Raw genomic sequence first — 18432 nt, 5'->3', positions numbered from 1 at the left:
GTTACGGACGCGTATCGCAGTCGGCGGGGACGAGGGTGGGCGGCATGACGACGGCAGTGTCGGATGAACTCTCCGTGGAACTACGGGGGTTCCGGAAAGTGCAGCGCCTGGCGTACGAGTGTGCCGAGGCGGTCGCGGCGCGGCTTCGGCCCGGCGTGACCGAGCGGGAGGCCGCCCGCATGCAGCGCGAGTGGCTGCGCGCGCGGGGCGTACGGGACTGGTTCCATCTGCCCTTCGCCTGGTTCGGGGACCGCACGGCGTTCGTGAACTTCCGCCTGCCGCTCCAGTTCTTCCCGACCAACCGCAGGCTGGAGCCCGGGATGCCCTTCATCCTGGACATGGCTCCGATCTACGAAGGTCACACGGCGGACATCGGGTACTCGGGTTCCCTCGGAACCAATCCGGTGCAGGACCGGCTGATGGCCGACCTGGAGGCGCACCGCGAACTGCTGCTGCGCGAGGTGCGCGAGCGCCGCTCCCTGCGCGAGATCTACGAGGACGTGGATCGCCTCATGGTCCGCCAGGGCTACGCCAACCGGCACCGCGCGTATCCCTTCGGGGTGATCGCGCACAAGGTCGACCGGGTCGGGCAGCGCCGCTGGTCACCGCACGTGTTCGGGTTCGGCACCCAGTCCCTCAGGGGTCTGGCCGCCGACGCGTTGCACGGCCACCGCGAGGGCTGGTCGCCGCTCTGGTCGCCGTACCGCTTCTCCGACCACCCGCCGCGACCGGGCCTGTGGGCGGTCGAACCGCACCTCGGTTTCCGGGGCACGGGCGCGAAGTTCGAGGAGATCCTCGTGGTCACCGACTCCCGGGACCCCGAACAGAGCGCCTTCTGGCTGGACGACGATCTGCCGCACGTGCGGCGCTGGGCGGAGGAGAAGTGACACAGGTGAGTCTCGAGGGCGCGCGGGAACGCCGGGTGCGGACCGGCGGGGTCGAGCTGTGCGTGGCCGAGCTGGGCGACCCTTCGCAGCCGACGGTCGTCCTCGTGCACGGCTACCCGGACAGCAAGGAGGTGTGGTCAGAGGTCGCCGCGCGGCTGGCCGGGCGCTTCCACGTCGTCCTGTACGACGTCCGCGGCCACGGCCGGTCCACCGCGCCGCGCCCGTTGCGCGGCGGGTTCACGCTGGAGAAGCTGACGGACGACGTCCTGGCGGTCGCGGACGCGGTCAGCCCGGACCGGCCGGTGCACCTGGTGGGCCACGACTGGGGATCGGTGCAGGCCTGGGAGTTCGTCACGGTCAAACGCACCGAGGGTCGGATCGCGTCCTTCACGTCGATGTCCGGTCCCTCCCTCGACCATTTCGGGCACTGGATCAACAGCCGTCTGAAGCGGCCCACTCCGCGCCGGGTCGGCCAACTCCTCGGCCAGGGCGCCAAGTCCTGGTACGTGTACCTGCTGCACACCCCCGCGCTGCCCGAACTGGCCTGGCGCGGCCCGCTCGGCAGGCACTGGCCGAAGATCCTGCAACGGGTCGAGAAGGTCCCCGCCGGCGGCTATCCGACCTCGTCGCTGCCCTCGGACGCGGCGCACGGCGCGTGGCTGTACCGGGACAACGTGCGGGCCCGGCTGCGCAGGCCCCGCGCGGACGCGTACGCACACGTACCCGTGCAGCTCGTCACGCCGCTCGGGGACGCCTTCCTGTCGGAGCGGCTCTACGACGAACTGGAGACGTGGGCGCCCCGGTTGGTGCGCCGCACCCTGCCCGCCAAGCACTGGATCCCGCGCACCCGTCCCGACCGGGTGGCAGGCTGGATCGCGGAGTTCGTCGCGTCCGTGGAGGCCGGCAGGCCGGAGGCGGTGACGGCCACCGGCAGGTACGCCGACCGCTTCGGCGGACAGCTCGTCCTGGTCACCGGCGCGGGCAGCGGCATCGGACGGGCCACGGCGTTCGCGTTCGCCGAGGCGGGCGCACGCGTGGTGGCTGTCGACCGGGACGCCGAGTCCGCCGCCCGCACGGCCGAGCTGTCCCGCCTGGTCGGTGCCCCGGAGGCCTGGGCGGAGACGGTCGACGTCTCCGACGAGGAGGCCATGGAGAAGCTCGCCGGAAAGGTCGCCGCCGAGTACGGCGTGGTGGACGTCCTGGTCAACAACGCCGGGATCGGGCTGTCGGGCTCCTTCTTCGACACCACCGCGGAGGACTGGAAGAAGGTCCTCGACGTCAACCTGTGGGGCGTGATCCACGGCTGTCGGCTCTTCGGGAAACAGATGGCGGAGCGCGGGCAGGGCGGCCACATCGTCAACACCGCGTCCGCGGCAGCCTTCCAGCCGTCGAGGGCGCTGCCCGCCTACAGCACGTCCAAGGCGGCCGTGCTGATGCTGAGTGAGTGCCTGCGCGCGGAACTCGCGGGCCGGGGGATCGGCGTGACGGCGATATGCCCGGGCATCGTCAACACCAACATCACCTCGACAGCGCGCTTCGCGGGCGTCGACGCCGACGAGGAGAAGCGGCGCCAGAAACGGACCGCGCGCCTGTACGGGCTGCGGAACTACCCGCCGGAGAAGGTCGCCGACGCGATCCTGCGGGCGGTCGTGCGGAACGAGGCCGTCGTCCCCGTGACCCCCGAGGCCCGCGGCGCCCACCTCCTGTCCCGCTTCGCGCCGGCCGCGCTGCGGACGTTGGCGAGGCTGAACCCACCGCTGTGAGCCGGTGAGCCGCGGGCGGTCGTACCGCTGGACTTCCCCGTCCCGCGGCGCCGCCGCACTCGCCGGGCCACGCCTCCCACCCCCGCCATCGACGCCGCGCACCACAAGGACAGCGCACATGACCGAACCCTCGGCCGCACCCGCCTACCGGATAGAGGACCTGGCCAACCTCAGTGGCGCCACGGTCCGCACCATCCGCGCCTACCAGGACCGCGGGCTGCTCCCCCGCCCGGAGCGGCGCGGTCGCGCCAACGTGTACTCGGACGCGCACCTCGCCCGGCTGCGCCGGATCGCCGGGCTCCTCGACCGCGGCTACACCCTGGCCTCCATCAAGGAGCTCCTGGAGGCGTGGGACGCGGGACGCGGCCTGGGCGGAGTGCTCGGTCTGGTCGCCGAGGTGGACGGGCCGTGGACCGACGAGGAGACGGTGCGGATCTCGCGCGCCGAGCTGACGGCACGGTTCGACGGCACTTCCGACGACGCGGCGGTCGCCGAGGCCGTGGAGCTCGGTGTGCTGGAGCCCGTCCCCGGTGACGACGACTCCTTCCTCGTGCCGAGTCCCCAAGAGCTGGCGGTGGCCGTCGAGTTGCACTCCGCCGGCGTACCGCTGTCCGCGATCTCCGACCACCTGCGGGAGTTGCGTGGTCAGGTGGAGCACATCGCCTCCCGTTTCCTGGAGTTCACCACCGAGCACGTCTTCGCCCGCTACCTCGCCGGTCCACACCGCCCGACCGACGCGGACGCGGCCGAAGCGGCATCTCTCGTACGGCGACTGCGGCCGCTCGCGCGACAGACGGTGGACGCCGAACTCGCGCGTGCGATGCGCCTGTTGGCGGTCCGGCAACTGCGCGGTCACCTCGGCGGGGACAAGGCCGCCGCACCGCAGAACCGAGACCGGTTCGTGGCGCTGCCCGAGGAGACAATGAGAGCCGTCGACCGGCTGGTTGGCTCGCCGCGGACTGCCGAGTTCGTGGCACTTGCCGTCGAACGCGAGCTCCGTGCGCGGGCCTTGGACCGACTCGCCTCAAGTCACGCCGCGTCAGATGATCTTGGCCAAACGCCCTGATTCCAAGGGTGGTTGTCCACAGAATCGCCAAATCGCCTGTGGATAACCGCACTTGGCTGTGGATCAAACATCGGAGGCAAAATCGTTCGCGTGATTCACGTCTCTCCCGGCACGCTGTGAGGATGGATGAAAGACGCACTGTGAAGGTGTCGAAGTACCTCTCGAAACATCTGCGCCACCAGCCGGAACGGATCGGACTGACGCTCGACGAGGGTGGCTGGGTCGAGATCGACGTGCTGATCGCCTCGGCCGCCGCGCACGGATTCACGTTCACGCGGCACGAACTGGACCATGTGGTCGTCGCCAACGACAAGCGGCGCTTCGCCGTCGAGGGCACCAGGATCCGCGCCAGCCAGGGCCACAGCGTCGAGGTCGACCTCGGCCTGCCCACGGCGACCCCGCCTTCGTACCTCTACCACGGGACCGTGGACCGGTTCCTGGACGCGATCCGCGCCGAGGGCCTACGGCCCATGAACCGGCACGACGTACACCTCTCGCCCGACCGGGAGACGGCTACCCGCGTCGGTGCCCGCCGCGGGCGCCCCGTCGTGCTGTCCGTGGACACGGCAGCGATGCACCACGACGGCCATGTCTTCCAGGTGAGCGCGAACGGGGTGTGGCTGACGAAGGCGGTACCACCGCAGTACCTGCGGTTTCCCGAGTCGCACTGATCTCGCTTCCGCCATGATCGGTGGTATGGACCACCTCCCCACCACCGAGGCCGCGGTGACGGCCCTGCGCGAGATCGCCGCCGAGTACTCGCGCGAGATCGAGATCACCCATGACATCGGGGCCGACCAGACCTCCCGTCGCAGCGCGGCGGGCGTCGGGGTCACCGCCGACCCGGACGGCTCCCTGCCGCACGAGGCGTACGCCGAGTTCGGCGGCCTGCCCAGGGTGAGCGTGCGGCTCTATCCCGAGGACGACGCCCTGATCTCCGTCGAAGGCGTCGAGTGCCCCGACATCCCGCGCGACGACGTGCCGGCCTTCCTCCGCTCCGTCTTCGGCGGCCTCGCGTACGTCAAGGCCCGTCGCTTCCCGCCGGGCCGCACCCTGATCGTGCCGCTGCCCGGCGACCGTACGTACAGGGAGTACCTGCCGATGATCCACCTGACCCCATGGCTCAGCGGACGCGTGCGGTGACCAGGTGTGACTGTTTCACGTGAAACCGGGCCGCCCGCATAGGCTCGAACCATGAGCCTGCGTCTGAGCACCGTGATCCTCCCCCACCTTCGCTGGCACGAAGGTGGCCGTTCGGCATGGCAGCGCGCGGAGCAGCTCGGCTTCCACACCGCCTTCACCTACGACCACCTCTCCTGGCGCACGTTCCGGGACGGGCCCTGGTTCGGTGCCGTGCCGACGCTGACCGCTGCCGCCGCCGTGACCGACCGCCTGCGTCTGGGCACCCTGGTGACCTCACCGAACTTCCGTCACCCGGTGACCCTCGCCAAGGAACTGATCTCCCTCGACGACATCTCCGGCGGCCGGGTCACGCTCGGCGTCGGTGCGGGAGGCACCGGCTTCGACGCCACCGCGCTCGGGCAAGAACCGTGGACCCCTCGTGAGCGTGCCACCCGTTTCGGTGAGTTCGTCCCGCTGCTGGACAGGCTGCTGACCGAGGACTCGGTGTCCTACGAGGGTGACTTCTACTCGGCTCACGAGGCGCGCAACATCCCGGGCTGTGTGCAGCGCCCCAGGCTGCCCTTCGCGGTGGCCGCGACCGGTCCGCGCGGGTTGCGGCTCGCCGCACGGTACGGACAGGCATGGGTCACCACCGGCGACCCCAAGCTGTACGAGGACGGCAGCCCTGAACAGTCGGTTCACGCCATTCGCGGCCAGGTGGGCAAGCTGACCGACGCCTGTGCCGAGATCGGCCGCGACGTGACCGGCCTCGACAAGATCCTGCTCACCGGATTCACCCCGGACCGCAGCCGTCCCCTGGAGTCGCTCAACGCCTTCGTGGACTTCGCGGGCCGCCACCGGGACCTGGGCTTCACCGACATCGTGATCCACTGGCCCATCCCCGGCTCGGACTTCGCCGCGGACGAGAAGGTCTTCGAACAGATCGCCATGGAGGCGTCCTCCCAGCTGAGCTGATCCGGTGGACCACGACCGCGCTGGTGAGGGCGGTAAGGGCTCGTAGCGAAACAAGTTATGAATCAGTCGCGCGGCGCGTACGTTTCCTGCTATGCCGATCGATATGGAGTCCCTGGCCCGGCGCTACGAGGCGATCCGGGATCACCTGACCGAGCGGCAGCGACGGTTGTGGCTCGGCAACGAGGCTCGTGAGCTGGGTGGCGGCGGTGCACGGATCGTCTGTGAGGCGACCGGGGTGTCCCAGGACACGATCCGACGGGGCCGCGGGGAACTGGACGATCCGCAGCCGCTGGCGGTCGGGCGGTCCCGGGGCCGGGAGGCGGCCGCAGACGGGCCGAGGTCCTGGACCCGCAACTGGCCGTGGACCTGGATGCCCTGGTCGAGCCGGAGACTCGTGGTGATCCGATGAACCCGCTGCGCTGGACCACGAAATCGCTGTCGCACCTGGTTGCCGAGCTGGTCAATCGGGGACACCGGTGCACCGAGAACGTCGTGGCCCGACTGCTGCACGAGGCCGGCTACTCCTTGCAGGGCAACGCCAAAACCGTCGAGGGCAAGCAGCACCCCGACCGCGACGCCCAGTTCCGCTACCTCAACGATCAGGTCAGGGCGGCCCTCGCTGCCGGACAGCCCGTCGTGTCCGTGGACTGCAAGAAAAAGGAACTGATCGGGAACTTCAAGAACGTCGGCAAGGAATGGCGACCGCCTGGGGACCCGGTGAAGGTCAACGTCCACGACTTCCCCGGACCGGCCGGCAAAGCCATCCCCTACGGCGTCTACGACATCGGCGCCAACGCCGGCTGGGTCAGCGTCGGCATGGATCACGACACCGCCGCGTTCGCCGTGAACACCCTGCGGACCTGGTGGAACAACGTCGGCCGGGCCGCATATCCGCAGGCCACGACACTGACGATCACCGCGGACAGCGGCGGATCCAACGGCAGCCGACTACGGGCCTGGAAGACCGGGCTGGCTGCCCTCGCCGCCGAGACCGGCCTGTCGATCACCGTGCTGCACCTGCCGCCGGGTACTTCGAAGTGGAATCGCATAGAGCACCGGCTGTTCTCCGCAATCACCATGAACTGGCGCGGGACACCACTGACCAGCCACGAGGCCGCCGTTTCCCTGATCGGTGCGACGACGACCGAGACCGGCCTGACCGTGTCCGCGGCCCTGGACACCGGTGTCTACCCCACAGGCATCAAGATCAGCGACAAGGCCATGAAGGCCCTCCCGCTGACCCGTCACGAAACCCACGGCCAGTGGAACTACACCATCAGCCCACCCGCCGACACTCCCGAACCCGCAGACGTTAAATCACACTGAGCCCTAACCACTCACCTGCGCGGACTGCCGCACGGGCGTGCGGGCATATGCGGGAGAATGGCCGGGTGACCTCAGCTACCCGCCAGCCCGAAACCCCGGCCGCCACCATGCCGCCGCGGCTGATCGCCACCGACCTCGACGGCACTCTGCTGCGCGACGACAAGTCGGTCTCGCCCCGCACGGTCGCGGCCCTCGCCGCCGCCGAGGAGGCGGGCGTCGAGGTCTTCTTCGTCACCGGCCGCCCGGCCCGCTGGATGGACGTGGTCAGCGACCACGTCCACGGTCACGGCCTGGCGATCTGCGGAAACGGCGCCGCCGTCGTCGATCTGCACGGCGGTCCCGGCGCCCACCGGTTCGTGAAAGTACGGGAGCTGGCCCGGGAGAACGCCCTGGACGCCGTACGGCTGCTGCGGGACGCGGCGCCGGGCACGGTGTACGCGGTGGAGCAGACGTACGGCTTCTACCAGGAGCCGGACTACCCCAAGCTGCACCTGGAGATCCCCGACACCCTCGCGCCCGCCGAGCGGCTCCTCGCACCGGACGCGCCCGGCGCCGACGAGCCGGTGCTCAAAATCCTCGCGTTCCACCCCGAGATCGACCCGGACGCCTTCCTCACGACGGCCCGGCTCGCCATCGGTGAGCGCGCCAACGTCACCCGCTCCAGCCCGAGCGCCCTGCTGGAGATCAGCGGGCCGGGCGTCTCCAAGGCGAGCACGCTCGCCCTGTGCTGCGCCGAACGCGGCATCTCGCACGAGGAGGTCGTCGCTTTCGGCGACATGCCGAACGACGTGGAGATGCTCACCTGGGCCGGCCAGTCGTACGCCATGGGCAACGCACACCCGGACGTCATCGCCGCCGCCTCGGGGCGCACGGTCGCCAACAACGAGGACGGGGTGGCGGTGGTGATCGAACGGATGCTGGCGCTGCGTCCGTAGGCCTACCCGAGCGGCACCCCGCGTTCGGCCAGCCACGGCACCGGGTCCAGGGCGGAGCCCGCCTCGGGGGTGATCCGCACCTCGAAGTGCAGGTGTGGGCCGGTCGAGTTGCCGCTGGTGCCCGACTGCCCGATCCACTGGCCCGTGGCGACGCGCTCCCCCTGGTCGACGGCGACGGCCGCGAGGTGCGCGTACTGCGTGTAGTAGCCGCCCGCGTGCTCGACCACGACCTCGATCCCGAAAGGGCCCCCGCAGGACACCCTGACCACCCGGCCCGCACCGGCCGCCCGCACCGGGCTGCCGATCGGCACCGCGAAGTCCTGCCCGGTGTGCCGGTTCGCCCACCGCGCACCATCGTTGCCGAATCCTGCGGACAGCTCGTACGTCTCGACGGGGGCCACCCACGCACGCGTGACGGCGATCCGTGGCTGGTCGAGCCGGACCGCTCCGCGACACGCGCCGGCCGCGACCGACGCGTCCGCCAGTCCCTGCAACTGCCCTCGCGCGTCCTCGAGTTTCCGCTCGACGGTGTCCTTCAGCGCGGCGAGCTCGGCATTCCGCTTGTCCAGGTTCTGCCACGCCGCGAGGGCTCTCGCCTCGTCCGCGGCAAGCCGGGCCTCGGCCCGCCGTCTCCTGCCGATGGCGTTGTGCACGGCGAGATCCGCCCGCGAGAAGGCCTGTTGTCCCTCCAGCAGCCCGGCGGGGTCGTCCGCGAGGAGAAGCTGCGCGACGAGTGGCAGACCTCCGGTGCGGTATTGGGCACGGGCGATCCGTCCCAGGTCCGCGCGCAGACCGGCGATCTCCTGCCGCTCGCGCTCGAGCGGAGCCTCGGCCCGCAGCGCCCTCGCCCGCTGCGCTTCGGCCGCCGCCCGCCCCGCCTCGTACCGCTGCGTGGCCAGAGCGGCGTCCTCGTACAGCCGCACCACCTGGGTACTGATGCCGCTGCCGGCATCGCCGTCACCTGCGTCCGAGCCGTCGGCGGGCCCGGCCGCGAGGGCCGCCACCGCGCACAGCAGCGCCGCAACGATCAACGGACGGCGGTGGAATGACCCCATGTCAGCGATCGTGCCCCGGGCCGGTGACTCCGGTCCTGTTGAAGGCGTACACCTGGGGGACCTCTGTCCCCGGGTTGGCCCAGTACCGCGCCCGCGTGGGGCGGTGAAAGTCCGGTGCCGGTCCGACAGCGCCCCGGTGGCCTACCGGGCTTCCGGTGGGCCGCTCAGCGCACGGTCGTGAGTAGTTCCGACTCCGTCTCCCGCTCGGCCATCGCCCGCAGCGGCCCCTCCTCGGCGGTCAGTTCGGCGTAGGTGCCGCGCTGCACCACACGTCCCTCGTCGAGCACGACCACCTCGTCCACCGCCTCCAGTCCGGCCAGCCGGTGTGTGATGAGCAGCGTCGTACGGCCTTCGGTCGCGGCCAGCAGATCCGCGGTCAGCGCGTCGGCCGTGGGCAGATCGAGGTGTTCGGCCGGCTCGTCGAGCACGAGGACGGGGAAGTCGGCGAGCAGCGTGCGGGCCAGCGCCAGCCGCTGCCGCTGCCCGCCCGACAGCCGGGCCCCGTGCTCCCCGACCAGCGTGTCGAGCCCGTCGGGCAGGCTGTCGGCCCAGTCGAGCAGCCGGGCCCGCCCCAGCGCGTCCCGCAACTCGCTCTCCGTCGCGCTCTTCCTGGCAAGGAGCAGGTTCTGGCGCACCGAGCTGTCGAAGAGGTGCGCGTCCTGCGCACACAGCCCCACGAGCCGCCGTACGTCGTCGCCGTCCAGTGCGTTCGCGTCCACGCCGGCCAGCGTGTACGTGCCCCGGTCCGCGTCCAGGAAGCGCAGGAGGACCTGGGCGAGGGTCGTCTTGCCGGACCCGGACGCCCCGACCACGGCGACCCGCCGGCCCTCCTCCAAGGTGAGGTCGAGTGCGGCGAGGGCGTCCCGGTCCTGTCCGGAGTGCCGGGCGGCCAGTCCCTTGAGCTCGACCGGGAAAGGGGACTGGGGCGCCTGCCGCGGCCGCTCCGGCTCCCGTACGGGCTCGGGTGCGTCCAGCACCTCGAACACGCGCTCCGCGCTCCTGGCCACCCGCTGCCGGTACTGCGCGGCGAGGGGCATGCCGAGGACCGCCTCGAAGGCGGCCAACGGTGTGAGGACGACGACGGCCATGGCCACCCCGCTCAGCCGTCCGTCGGCGACCGCCTGGGCGCCGAGGAGGGCGGTGGCGGCGACGGTCAGACCGGAGAGCAGCGCGGTGAGTCCGTCGCCGAGCGCTGTGGCGGTGGCGGCCCGCGCGGAGATCCGGGTGAGAGTGCCGTCGGCCCTGTGTGCCTCGGCGGCATGGGCGGGCAGGGCGCCGGCGACGGTCAGCTCGGCGGTTCCGGTGAGCAGGTCCGTCACCCGGGTCGCCAGTGCTCCGCGGGCGGGCGCCAGCCTGCGCTCGGCCCGCCGTGCCACGGCGCCCGTGACGAGCGGGACTCCGGCACCGGCGGCCAGCAGTCCGGCCGCGAGCGCGGCGCCGGCCACGGGAAGCAGCCAGGCCGTGAAGGCGACGGCCGCGGCGGACACCAACACCGCGGCACCGGCGGGCAGCAGCCACCGCAGCCAGTAGTCCTGCAGGGCGTCCACATCGGCGACCAGGCGTGAGAGCAGGTCGCCCCGGCGGGTCCGGCGCAGCCCGGCGGGCGCCAGCCGCTCCAGCCGCCGGTAGACGGCGACTCGAGTGTCGGCCAGCATCCGCAGGACCGCGTCGTGCGAGACGAGCCGCTCGCCGTACCGGAAGACGGCGCGCCCGATGCCGAAGGCCCGCGTCGCCGTCACGGCGACCATGAGATACAGCACCGGCGGCTGCTGCGAGGCCCGGGAGATGAGCCACCCGGAGGTCGCCATGAGTCCGACGGCACTGCCGAGGGCGAGGCTTCCCAGCAGCAGCGCGAGGCCGAGGCGGCCACGCCGGGCGCCGGACAGGGCGCGCACCCGGGCCAGGACACCGGGGGCCCCGGCGGCCGGGCCGGGCGTCTCGATCCCGCCGTCACCTATGTCCCCTGCCGGATCCTCCTCGATCCGGCGGGCCTCGGGCGCCCGGTCCACGGCTTCTGCGGCGGCGGGGACCTGCGCCGGGGCGGTGAGGTCACCGGATGCGGAAGGCGTGGCGTCCTCCAGCCGCACCACCCGGTCCGCGACTCCCAGCAGCGCCGGACGGTGGACCACCAGCAGCACCGTCCGCCCGACGGCCAGTCGCTGTACCGCCTCCACGACCTCGGCTTCCGTGGCTCCGTCCAGCGCGGCCGTCGGCTCGTCCAGGAGCAGGAACGGCCGGTCCGCGAGGAACACCCGGGCGAGCGCGAGCCGCTGCCGCTGCCCGGCGGACAGTCCGGCGCCGTCCTCGCCGAGCCGTGTCTCCGCGCCTTCGGGCAGCGTGTCCACGAACTTCAGCGCGCCCGCGTCCGCAAGCGCCCGCCGTACGGCGACTTCGTCCGCGTCGGGCCGTGCGAGCCGTACGTTCTCGGTGATCGTCCCGGCGAACAGCTGGGGCCGCTGAGGCACCCAGGCGACCAGTGAGTGCCACTGCGCGAGATCGATGTCGGTGAGATCGGCTCCCCCGACCAGGATCCGCCCCTCGCTGGGCCGCACGAACCCCAGAAGGGCGTTCAGCAGCGTCGACTTGCCCGCACCGCTCGGCCCGACGAGCGCGACCGTCTCCCCGAGCTCGACGGCGAAGGACACGTCCGACGCGGCGTCTCCGGACCTCCCCGGGTAGCGAACCGTGACGTGGTCGAAGGACAGGGCGCCGTTCGGCACGGCGCCGGCCCCCGAAACCGGCACCGGCGTCTCGAGCACCGCGAAGATCTCCTCGGCCGCGGCAAGTCCCTCAGAGGCCGCGTGGTACTGCGCACCCACCTGACGCAGGGGCAGATAGGCCTCGGGCGCGAGGATGAGGATGACCAGGCCGATGTACAGGTCCATCTCCCCGTGCACGAGTCGCATGCCGATCGTCACGGCGACCAGGGCCACCGAGAGCGTGGAGAGCAGTTCCAGCGCGAAGGAGGAGATGAAGGCGATCCGCAGGGTGCGAAGGGTGGCCTGCCGGTACTCGTCGGTGATCCGCCGGATCGACTCCGCCTGCGCCTTGGCCCGTCCGAACACCTTGAGGGTCGGCAGGCCGGCGACGACGTCCAGGAAGTGCCCGGACAGCCTGGACAGCAACTGCCACTGCCGGTCCATCCGGGACTGCGTGGCCCAGCCGATCAGCACCATGAAGACGGGGATGAGCGGCAGGGTCCCGACGATGAGGGCGGCCGAGACCCAGTCCTCGGTCACGATCCGGGCCAGCACCGCCACCGGCACGACCACAGCGAGCCCCAACTGCGGCAGATAGCGCGAGAAGTAGTCGTCGAGGGCGTCGACTCCCCGGGTGGCGAGGGCGACGAGTGACCCGGTCCGCTGTCCGCCGAGCCAGCCGGGACCGAGCGCCGCCGCGCGCTCGAGCAGCTTCCGGCGCAGCTCCGACTTCACCGCCGCACTCGCCCGGTGCGCGGCGAGCCCGGTGAGCCATGAGACCAGGGCACGACCGATCGCGACGGTCACCAACAGCGCGAGGGGAGACTGGAGTTCAGTGGCGGACATCCCGTGCTGGAACGCCCCCACGACCACCTCGGCGATGAGCATCGCCTGCGCGATGACCAGTCCCGCCCCGATGACCCCGAGGACGACGACCGCCACCAGGAATCGGCGTGTGGCGTGGGCGTATCGGAGCAGACGTGGATCGATCGGTTTCACGTGAAACATGCCCTTCGGTCCAGAGAGGGGTGTTTCACGTGAAACACCGGGAAACACCCCTCCGCGGCGGACTCAGTGTGCGGCTTCGGCGATGTGCTGCGTGCCGATCCGCTTGCGGAACACCCAGTAGGTCCAGCCCTGGTAGAGGAGGACGAGCGGTGTCGCGATCCCCGCACACCAAGTCATGATCCTCAGGGTGTACGGGCTGGACGAGGCATTGGTGACCGTGAGACTCCAGTCCTCGTTGAGCGAGGACGGCATGACGTTCGGGAAGAGCGTCAGGAAGAGCATCGCCACGGCGGCCACGATGGTGATCCCGGACAGGGCGAACGACCATCCCTCCCGCCCAGCCTGGTTCGCCACCAGTGCCGCGACCAACGCGACGACCGCCACGACCATCGCGACCAGGCTCTTGCCGTCGCCGCCGTTCACCTGCGTCCAGAGCAGGAAGAGCAAGGCGGCTCCGGCAGCGAGGAGACCGACCCGCAGCGCCAGCTTCCGCGCCCTCTCACGGATGTCCCCGACCGTCTTGAGTGCCGTGAACACCGCACCGTGGAAGGTGAAGAGCGTCAAGGTCACCAGACCGCCGAGCAGCGCGTACGGGTTGAGCAGGTCCCACAGGGTGCCGACGTACTCGAAGTTCCGGTCGATCTTCACGCCTCGCACGATGTTGCCGAAGGCCACGCCCCACAGGAACGCCGGGATCAGCGAGGTCCAGAAGATCGCGGTCTCCCAGTTGCGCTGCCAGTTCTCCTCGGGCCGCTTCGCCCGGTACTCGAAGGCGACGCCCCGGAGGATCAGACAGACCAGGATGACCAGCAGGGGCAGATAGAAGCCGGAGAAGAGGGTGGCGTACCACTCGGGGAAGGCGGCGAAGGTCGCGCCGCCGGCCGAGAGCAGCCACACCTCGTTGCCGTCCCACACGGGACCGATCGTGTTGATCAGCACCCGCTTCTCGGGACGGTCCCGAGCCAGCAGCTTGGTGAGGATGCCGACTCCGAAGTCGAAGCCCTCCAGGAAGAAGTAGCCGGTCCACAGGACCGCGATGAGGACGAACCAGACGTCGTGGAGTTCCATGACTCAGCAGCTCCCTGGGCCTAGTAGGAGAAGGCCATCGGCTTGTCGGCGTCACGGGTGTCGCCGCCGATCTTCGTGGGCGGGTTGAGGTCGGCCTCGGTGAGCTCGGGCGGCCCGCCCTTGACGTACTTCACCAGCAGCTTGACCTCGACGACGGCGAGGACGGCGTAGAGCGCGGTGAAGACGAGCATGGAGGTGAGGATCTCGCCCTGGGAGACGCCGGGGGAGACCGCGTCCCGGGTCTGCATCACGCCGTAGACGACCCACGGCTGGCGGCCCATCTCGGTGAAGATCCAGCCCCAGGAGTTGGCGATCAGCGGGAAGCCCAGGGTCCAGATCGCCACCAGCCAGTACAGCCTGGTGAGCTTGGGTCCGAGCGCCTTGTTCCTGAAGAGGACCAGATGCGGCACCTCGTCCTCGCCGACCCGCAGGTGCTGGGGGAGCATGAACTTCCTGCGGGTCAGCCACAGCCCGGCGAGGCCGATCGTGAAGGACGCCATGCCGAAGCCGATCATCCAGCGGAACGCCCAGAAGGTGACGGGGATGATGGGGCGGTAGTCGCCGGGGCCGTACTTCTGCTGCTCGGCCTTGTTGGTGTCGTTGATACCGGGGACGTAGGAGTTGAAGTCGTCGTCGGCGAGGAACGACAGTATCCCCGGGACGGACAGCTCGACGCTGTTGTGCCCCTTGCTGACGTCCCCGTACGCGAAGATCGAGAACGGCGCGGAGTTCTGGCCGTCCCACAGCGCCTCGGCGGCCGCCATTTTCATCGGCTGCTGCTTGAACATGACCTTGCCGAGCGTGTCACCGCTGATCGCGGTGAGCAGGCCGGCGATGGCCACGGTGACCAGCCCCAGCCGCAGCGAGGTCTTCATCACCCGCACGTGCTTCTTGCGGAAGAGGTGGAAGGCCGCGATGCCGACCATGAAGGCGCCGCCGGTCAGGAAGGACGCGGCGAGCGTGTGGAAGGCCTGGGCCAGCGCGGTGTTCTGGGTCAGCACCTGCCAGAAGTCCGTGAGCTCGGCACGACCCTTCGCCTTGTTGATCCGGTAGCCGACGGGGTGCTGCATCCATGAGTTGGCCGCGAGGATGAAGTACGCCGACAGGATCGTGCCGATCGAGACCATCCATATGCAGGCCAGGTGGATCCGCTTCGGCAGCTTGTCCCAGCCGAAGATCCACAGGCCGATGAACGTGGACTCGAAGAAGAAGGCGATCAGGGCCTCGAAGGCGAGCGGGGCACCGAAGACGTCACCGACGAAGCGGGAGTAGTCCGACCAGTTCATACCGAACTGGAACTCCTGCACGATGCCGGTGACCACGCCCATCGCGATGTTGATCAGGAAGAGCTTGCCCCAGAACTTGGTCGCCCTGAGGTACTTCTCGTTCTCGGTCCGCACCCAGGCGGTCTGCAACCCGGCCGTGAGAGCGGCAAGAGAGATCGTCAGGGGGACGAACAGGAAGTGGTAGACGGTGGTGATGCCGAACTGCCAACGCGCCAGAGTCTCCGGCGCCAAAGCCAGGTCCACGTCGTCAGTCTCCTTACGTTGCCACCACGCGGCGGCAGTATGCCCCTTTTGTCGTACGCATCACGGGAGCAACCGGGACACGCTTGTGAACGCGTTCACATTCACAAGCCATTATGGCGTACTGATTTTCGACAATCCACAGGGGGTCCCTCTAGGGCCCTTCGGCCCCCTCCTGGATCCCCGGAGTCCCCTGGGGCCCAAAAACGGGCGGAGGTCCACTGGTGAAGTTCGCCAGTGGACCCCCGCCCGCGGAATCGGGCCTCGAGCCCGGTTAACCGCTGCGGCGGCGCTGCTAGAGCTCCTTCCGGAACCCTTCCGCCACCCGCAGGAAGATGTCGTTCGCCTCGTTCTCACCGACCGTGACCCGCACACCCTCACCGGCGAAGGGGCGCACCACCACACCCGCCTGCTCGCAGGCGGCCGCGAAGGCGACCGTCTGCTCCCCCAGCCGCAGCCACACGAAGTTGGCCTGCGTCTCGGGCACCGTCCAGCCCTGCGCCCGCAGCGCGTCGACCACCCGCGTGCGCTCGCAGACCAGCGAGCCGACCCGGCCGAGCAGTTCGTCCTCGGCCCGTAGGGAGGCGACGGCCGCGTCCTGGGCGAGCTGGCTCACACCGAACGGCACGGCCGTCTTGCGCAGCGCCGCCGCGACCGGCTCATGGGCGATGGCGAACCCGACGCGCAGGCCGGCGAGACCGTACGCCTTGGAGAACGTGCGCAGAACACAGACGTTCGGCCGGTCCCGGTACAACGTCACGCCGTCCGGCACCTCGATGTCCCGGATGAACTCCCGGTACGCCTCGTCCAGCACCACCAGCACATCGCCCGGCACGCGGTCGAGGAACCGTTCCAGCTCGGCCCGTCGGACGACCGTGCCCGTGGGGTTGTTGGGGTTGCAGACGAAGATCAGCCGCGTCCGGTCGGTGATCGCGTCCGCCATGGCGTCCAGGTCGTGCACATCACCGGGCGTCAGCGGCACCGGGACCGCGGTAGCGCCGCTGACCTGCGTGATGATCGGGTACGCCTCGAAGGACCGCCAGGCGTAGATCACCTCGTCGCCAGGTCCGGAGGTCGCCTGCACCAGCTGCTGGGCGACACCGACCGAGCCGGTGCCGGTCGCCAGGTGGGAGAGGGGAACGGCGAAGCGCTCGGACAGTTCGTCCATCAGGCCGGTACACGCCATGTCCGGGTAGCGGTTGAACGACGCGGCGGCGCCCGTCACCGTCTCCATCACGCCCGGCAGCGGAGGATAGGGGTTCTCGTTGGAGGACAGCTTGTACGCGACCGGACCGCCGGACGCGGCGGGCCTGCCCGGCTTGTAGGTGGGGATACCCTCCAGCTCGGCACGCAGCTTGGGGCTCGTCTCGCTCACCGCAGTCCTCCTCGCGACCACCGGCGGACCGTCACCACCACCGGCTTCCAATACTCCTCACCTTATGAGGATTCCGCACCGCTGCGTACAGATGGGGGACGACCTCTGCCGGTCGGGACCGAAACCTCATCCGTCACACCAGCATCAGGGGCATCACCGTACGAAGTCACACGAATCGAGGGGGCGCGGCTACATATATCTATGCGCCGGTGGCTCACGCCGTAGCGCGCATCCCTCGTGCAGGTGAGTTGAGACCTCTTCGAAACATGGGGTACTTGGCAGGCCGGTGCGGGTCGTCGAGTCATGTCCTGGCATGGAATCGTTCAAGTCCCTTGGTTTCCAAGGCAATTGAACAGTGATGACCTTGCAGAAACGTGCCTGTCAATGCGTGCATATGCGTCCGCCCTACCCCACCGCATGAGCCCTACTATCGGCTCGCCATGACAGCAGCAGGGAAGCACCAGGTGAGCCGCGCGGAAACCTCACGCCGAGGCAGCCGGCCGGGCCGGGCGGGCATCAGGGACGTGGCCGCCGCCGCCGGAGTGTCCATCACGACCGTCTCCGACGCCCTCAACGGGAAGGGCCGGCTCCCGGACGCCACCCGACGCCACGTCCGCGAAGTCGCCGACCGGCTCGGATACCGCCCGTCAGCCGCCGCACGCACGCTCCGTACCGGCAAGTCCGGACTGATCGGCCTGACCGTGACGACGTACGGGGATGAACCTTTCACCTTCACCGAGTTCGCGTACTTCGCCGAGATGGCGCGCGCCGCCACCTCGGCCGCGCTCGCCCGCGGCTACGCCCTCGTCATCCTCCCCGCGACCTCACGCCACGACGTGTGGTCGAACGTCGCCCTCGACGGGACCGTGGTCATCGACCCGTCCGACCACGACCCGGTGGTGAGCGAACTGGTCCGGCAGGGGTTACCTGTCGTCTCCGACGGCCGCCCGGCCGGCTCGCTCCCGGTCACCGCCTGGGTCGACAACGACCACGAGGCCGCCGTACTCGGCATCCTCGACCATCTGGCCGACGCGGGAGCCCGCCGCATCGGCCTGCTGACCGGGACCACCACCGACACCTACACCCACCTGTCGACCACCGCCTACCTGCGCTGGTGCGAGCGCGTCGGCCAGGATCCGGTGTACGAGGCCTATCCGGCGCACGATCCGTGCGCGGGCGCCGTCGCCGCCGACCGGCTGCTCGCCCGCCCCGACCGGCCCGACGCGGTCTACGGCCTGTTCGACCCGAACGGCACCGACCTCCTCGCCGCCGCCCGCCGCTACGGGCTGCGCGTCCCGGAGGACCTGCTGCTCGTCTGCTGCAGCGAGTCCACCGTGTACGCCAACACCGAGCCGCCCATCACCACGCTCTCCCTCAAGCCGCGCCGCATCGGCACGGCGGTGGTCCAGCTCCTCATCGACGCCATCGAGGGCCTCGAATCGGACCAATTGGTCGAGCAGGTGATACCGACCGAGCTGATCGTGCGTACCTCGTCCCAGCGACGTCCTCCGCGTACGACCGTCAGCCCCCCGCGTTCGCCCGAGGAGAAGTAGACACGGGCGATCGAGAGACGGCCGAAGCCCTGCCCAATCGGGGCGAAAGCCGCGGTGAACCGGAGTCCCGCTCT

At 70.2% G+C, this 18432-nt stretch carries 13 protein-coding genes and 1 pseudogene; 9 read left to right on the top strand and 5 right to left on the bottom strand.

Features of this window, described 5'->3' with window-relative positions:
• Positions 1-44: 44 nt before the first annotated feature.
• From OG985_RS23715 to OG985_RS23680, 8 genes and pseudogenes are all read left to right on the top strand, one after another.
• Positions 45-887, top strand: a complete 843-nt coding sequence (locus OG985_RS23715; RefSeq protein ID WP_371670345.1) for a M24 family metallopeptidase — start codon at positions 45-47, stop codon at positions 885-887.
• Between the two features lie 5 nt (positions 888-892).
• On the top strand, positions 893-2650 hold the full coding sequence (locus OG985_RS23710) for an SDR family oxidoreductase (protein ID WP_371670344.1): 1758 nt from the start codon (positions 893-895) through the stop codon (positions 2648-2650).
• Between the two features lie 118 nt (positions 2651-2768).
• Positions 2769-3716, top strand: a complete 948-nt coding sequence (locus OG985_RS23705) for a MerR family transcriptional regulator (RefSeq protein WP_371670343.1) — start codon at positions 2769-2771, stop codon at positions 3714-3716.
• 122 nt (positions 3717-3838) lie between these two features.
• Complete coding sequence (locus OG985_RS23700; RefSeq protein WP_371670342.1) at positions 3839-4387, top strand: RNA 2'-phosphotransferase; 549 nt, start codon at positions 3839-3841, stop codon at positions 4385-4387.
• Positions 4388-4400: 13 nt separating this feature from the next.
• Entirely contained in the window at positions 4401-4859 is a 459-nt protein-coding gene (locus tag OG985_RS23695; protein ID WP_371670341.1) for a hypothetical protein, read from the top strand.
• Positions 4860-4910: 51 nt separating this feature from the next.
• Positions 4911-5813, top strand: a complete 903-nt coding sequence (locus OG985_RS23690; RefSeq protein WP_371670340.1) for an LLM class flavin-dependent oxidoreductase — start codon at positions 4911-4913, stop codon at positions 5811-5813.
• A gap of 91 nt (positions 5814-5904) precedes the next feature.
• Positions 5905-7097 (top strand): annotated as a pseudogene (locus OG985_RS23685) (ISAzo13 family transposase); the annotation flags it as partial.
• An 89-nt stretch (positions 7098-7186) separates the two neighbouring features.
• Positions 7187-8074: a Cof-type HAD-IIB family hydrolase gene (locus OG985_RS23680; RefSeq protein ID WP_371670339.1), complete on the top strand. Its 888-nt coding sequence runs from the start codon at positions 7187-7189 to the stop codon at positions 8072-8074.
• 2 nt (positions 8075-8076) lie between these two features.
• On the opposite strand, the gene OG985_RS23675 is transcribed toward OG985_RS23680, so the two are convergent.
• From OG985_RS23675 to hisC, 5 genes are all read right to left on the bottom strand, one after another.
• Entirely contained in the window at positions 8077-9129 is a 1053-nt protein-coding gene (locus tag OG985_RS23675) for a M23 family metallopeptidase (protein ID WP_371670338.1), read from the bottom strand.
• Positions 9130-9293: 164 nt separating this feature from the next.
• Positions 9294-12836 (bottom strand): thiol reductant ABC exporter subunit CydD, encoded by a 3543-nt coding sequence (gene cydD / locus OG985_RS23670; protein ID WP_371670337.1) that lies wholly within the window; start codon positions 12834-12836, stop codon positions 9294-9296.
• Positions 12837-12899: 63 nt separating this feature from the next.
• Entirely contained in the window at positions 12900-13904 is a 1005-nt protein-coding gene (cydB, locus tag OG985_RS23665) for a cytochrome d ubiquinol oxidase subunit II (RefSeq protein WP_371670336.1), read from the bottom strand.
• A gap of 20 nt (positions 13905-13924) precedes the next feature.
• Positions 13925-15433, bottom strand: coding sequence for a cytochrome ubiquinol oxidase subunit I (locus tag OG985_RS23660; protein ID WP_371670335.1), 1509 nt, complete (start codon positions 15431-15433; stop codon positions 13925-13927).
• A gap of 292 nt (positions 15434-15725) precedes the next feature.
• The gene (hisC, locus tag OG985_RS23655) at positions 15726-16805 is read right to left on the bottom strand and encodes a histidinol-phosphate transaminase (RefSeq protein WP_371670334.1); all 1080 of its coding nucleotides are present in this window, start codon (positions 16803-16805) and stop codon (positions 15726-15728) included.
• Between the two features lie 440 nt (positions 16806-17245).
• Here hisC and OG985_RS23650 point away from each other — a divergent pair, with 440 nt between their 5' ends.
• Positions 17246-18358, top strand: coding sequence for a LacI family DNA-binding transcriptional regulator (locus OG985_RS23650; protein ID WP_371670333.1), 1113 nt, complete (start codon positions 17246-17248; stop codon positions 18356-18358).
• The last annotated feature ends 74 nt before the right edge of the window (positions 18359-18432 follow it).

This window comes from Streptomyces sp. NBC_00289, from assembly GCF_041435115.1.
Classification (GTDB): Bacteria; Actinomycetota; Actinomycetes; order Streptomycetales; family Streptomycetaceae; genus Streptomyces.
Note: the sequence above shows the minus strand (reverse complement) of the source record. Positions and strands in the feature narration are given on the sequence as shown.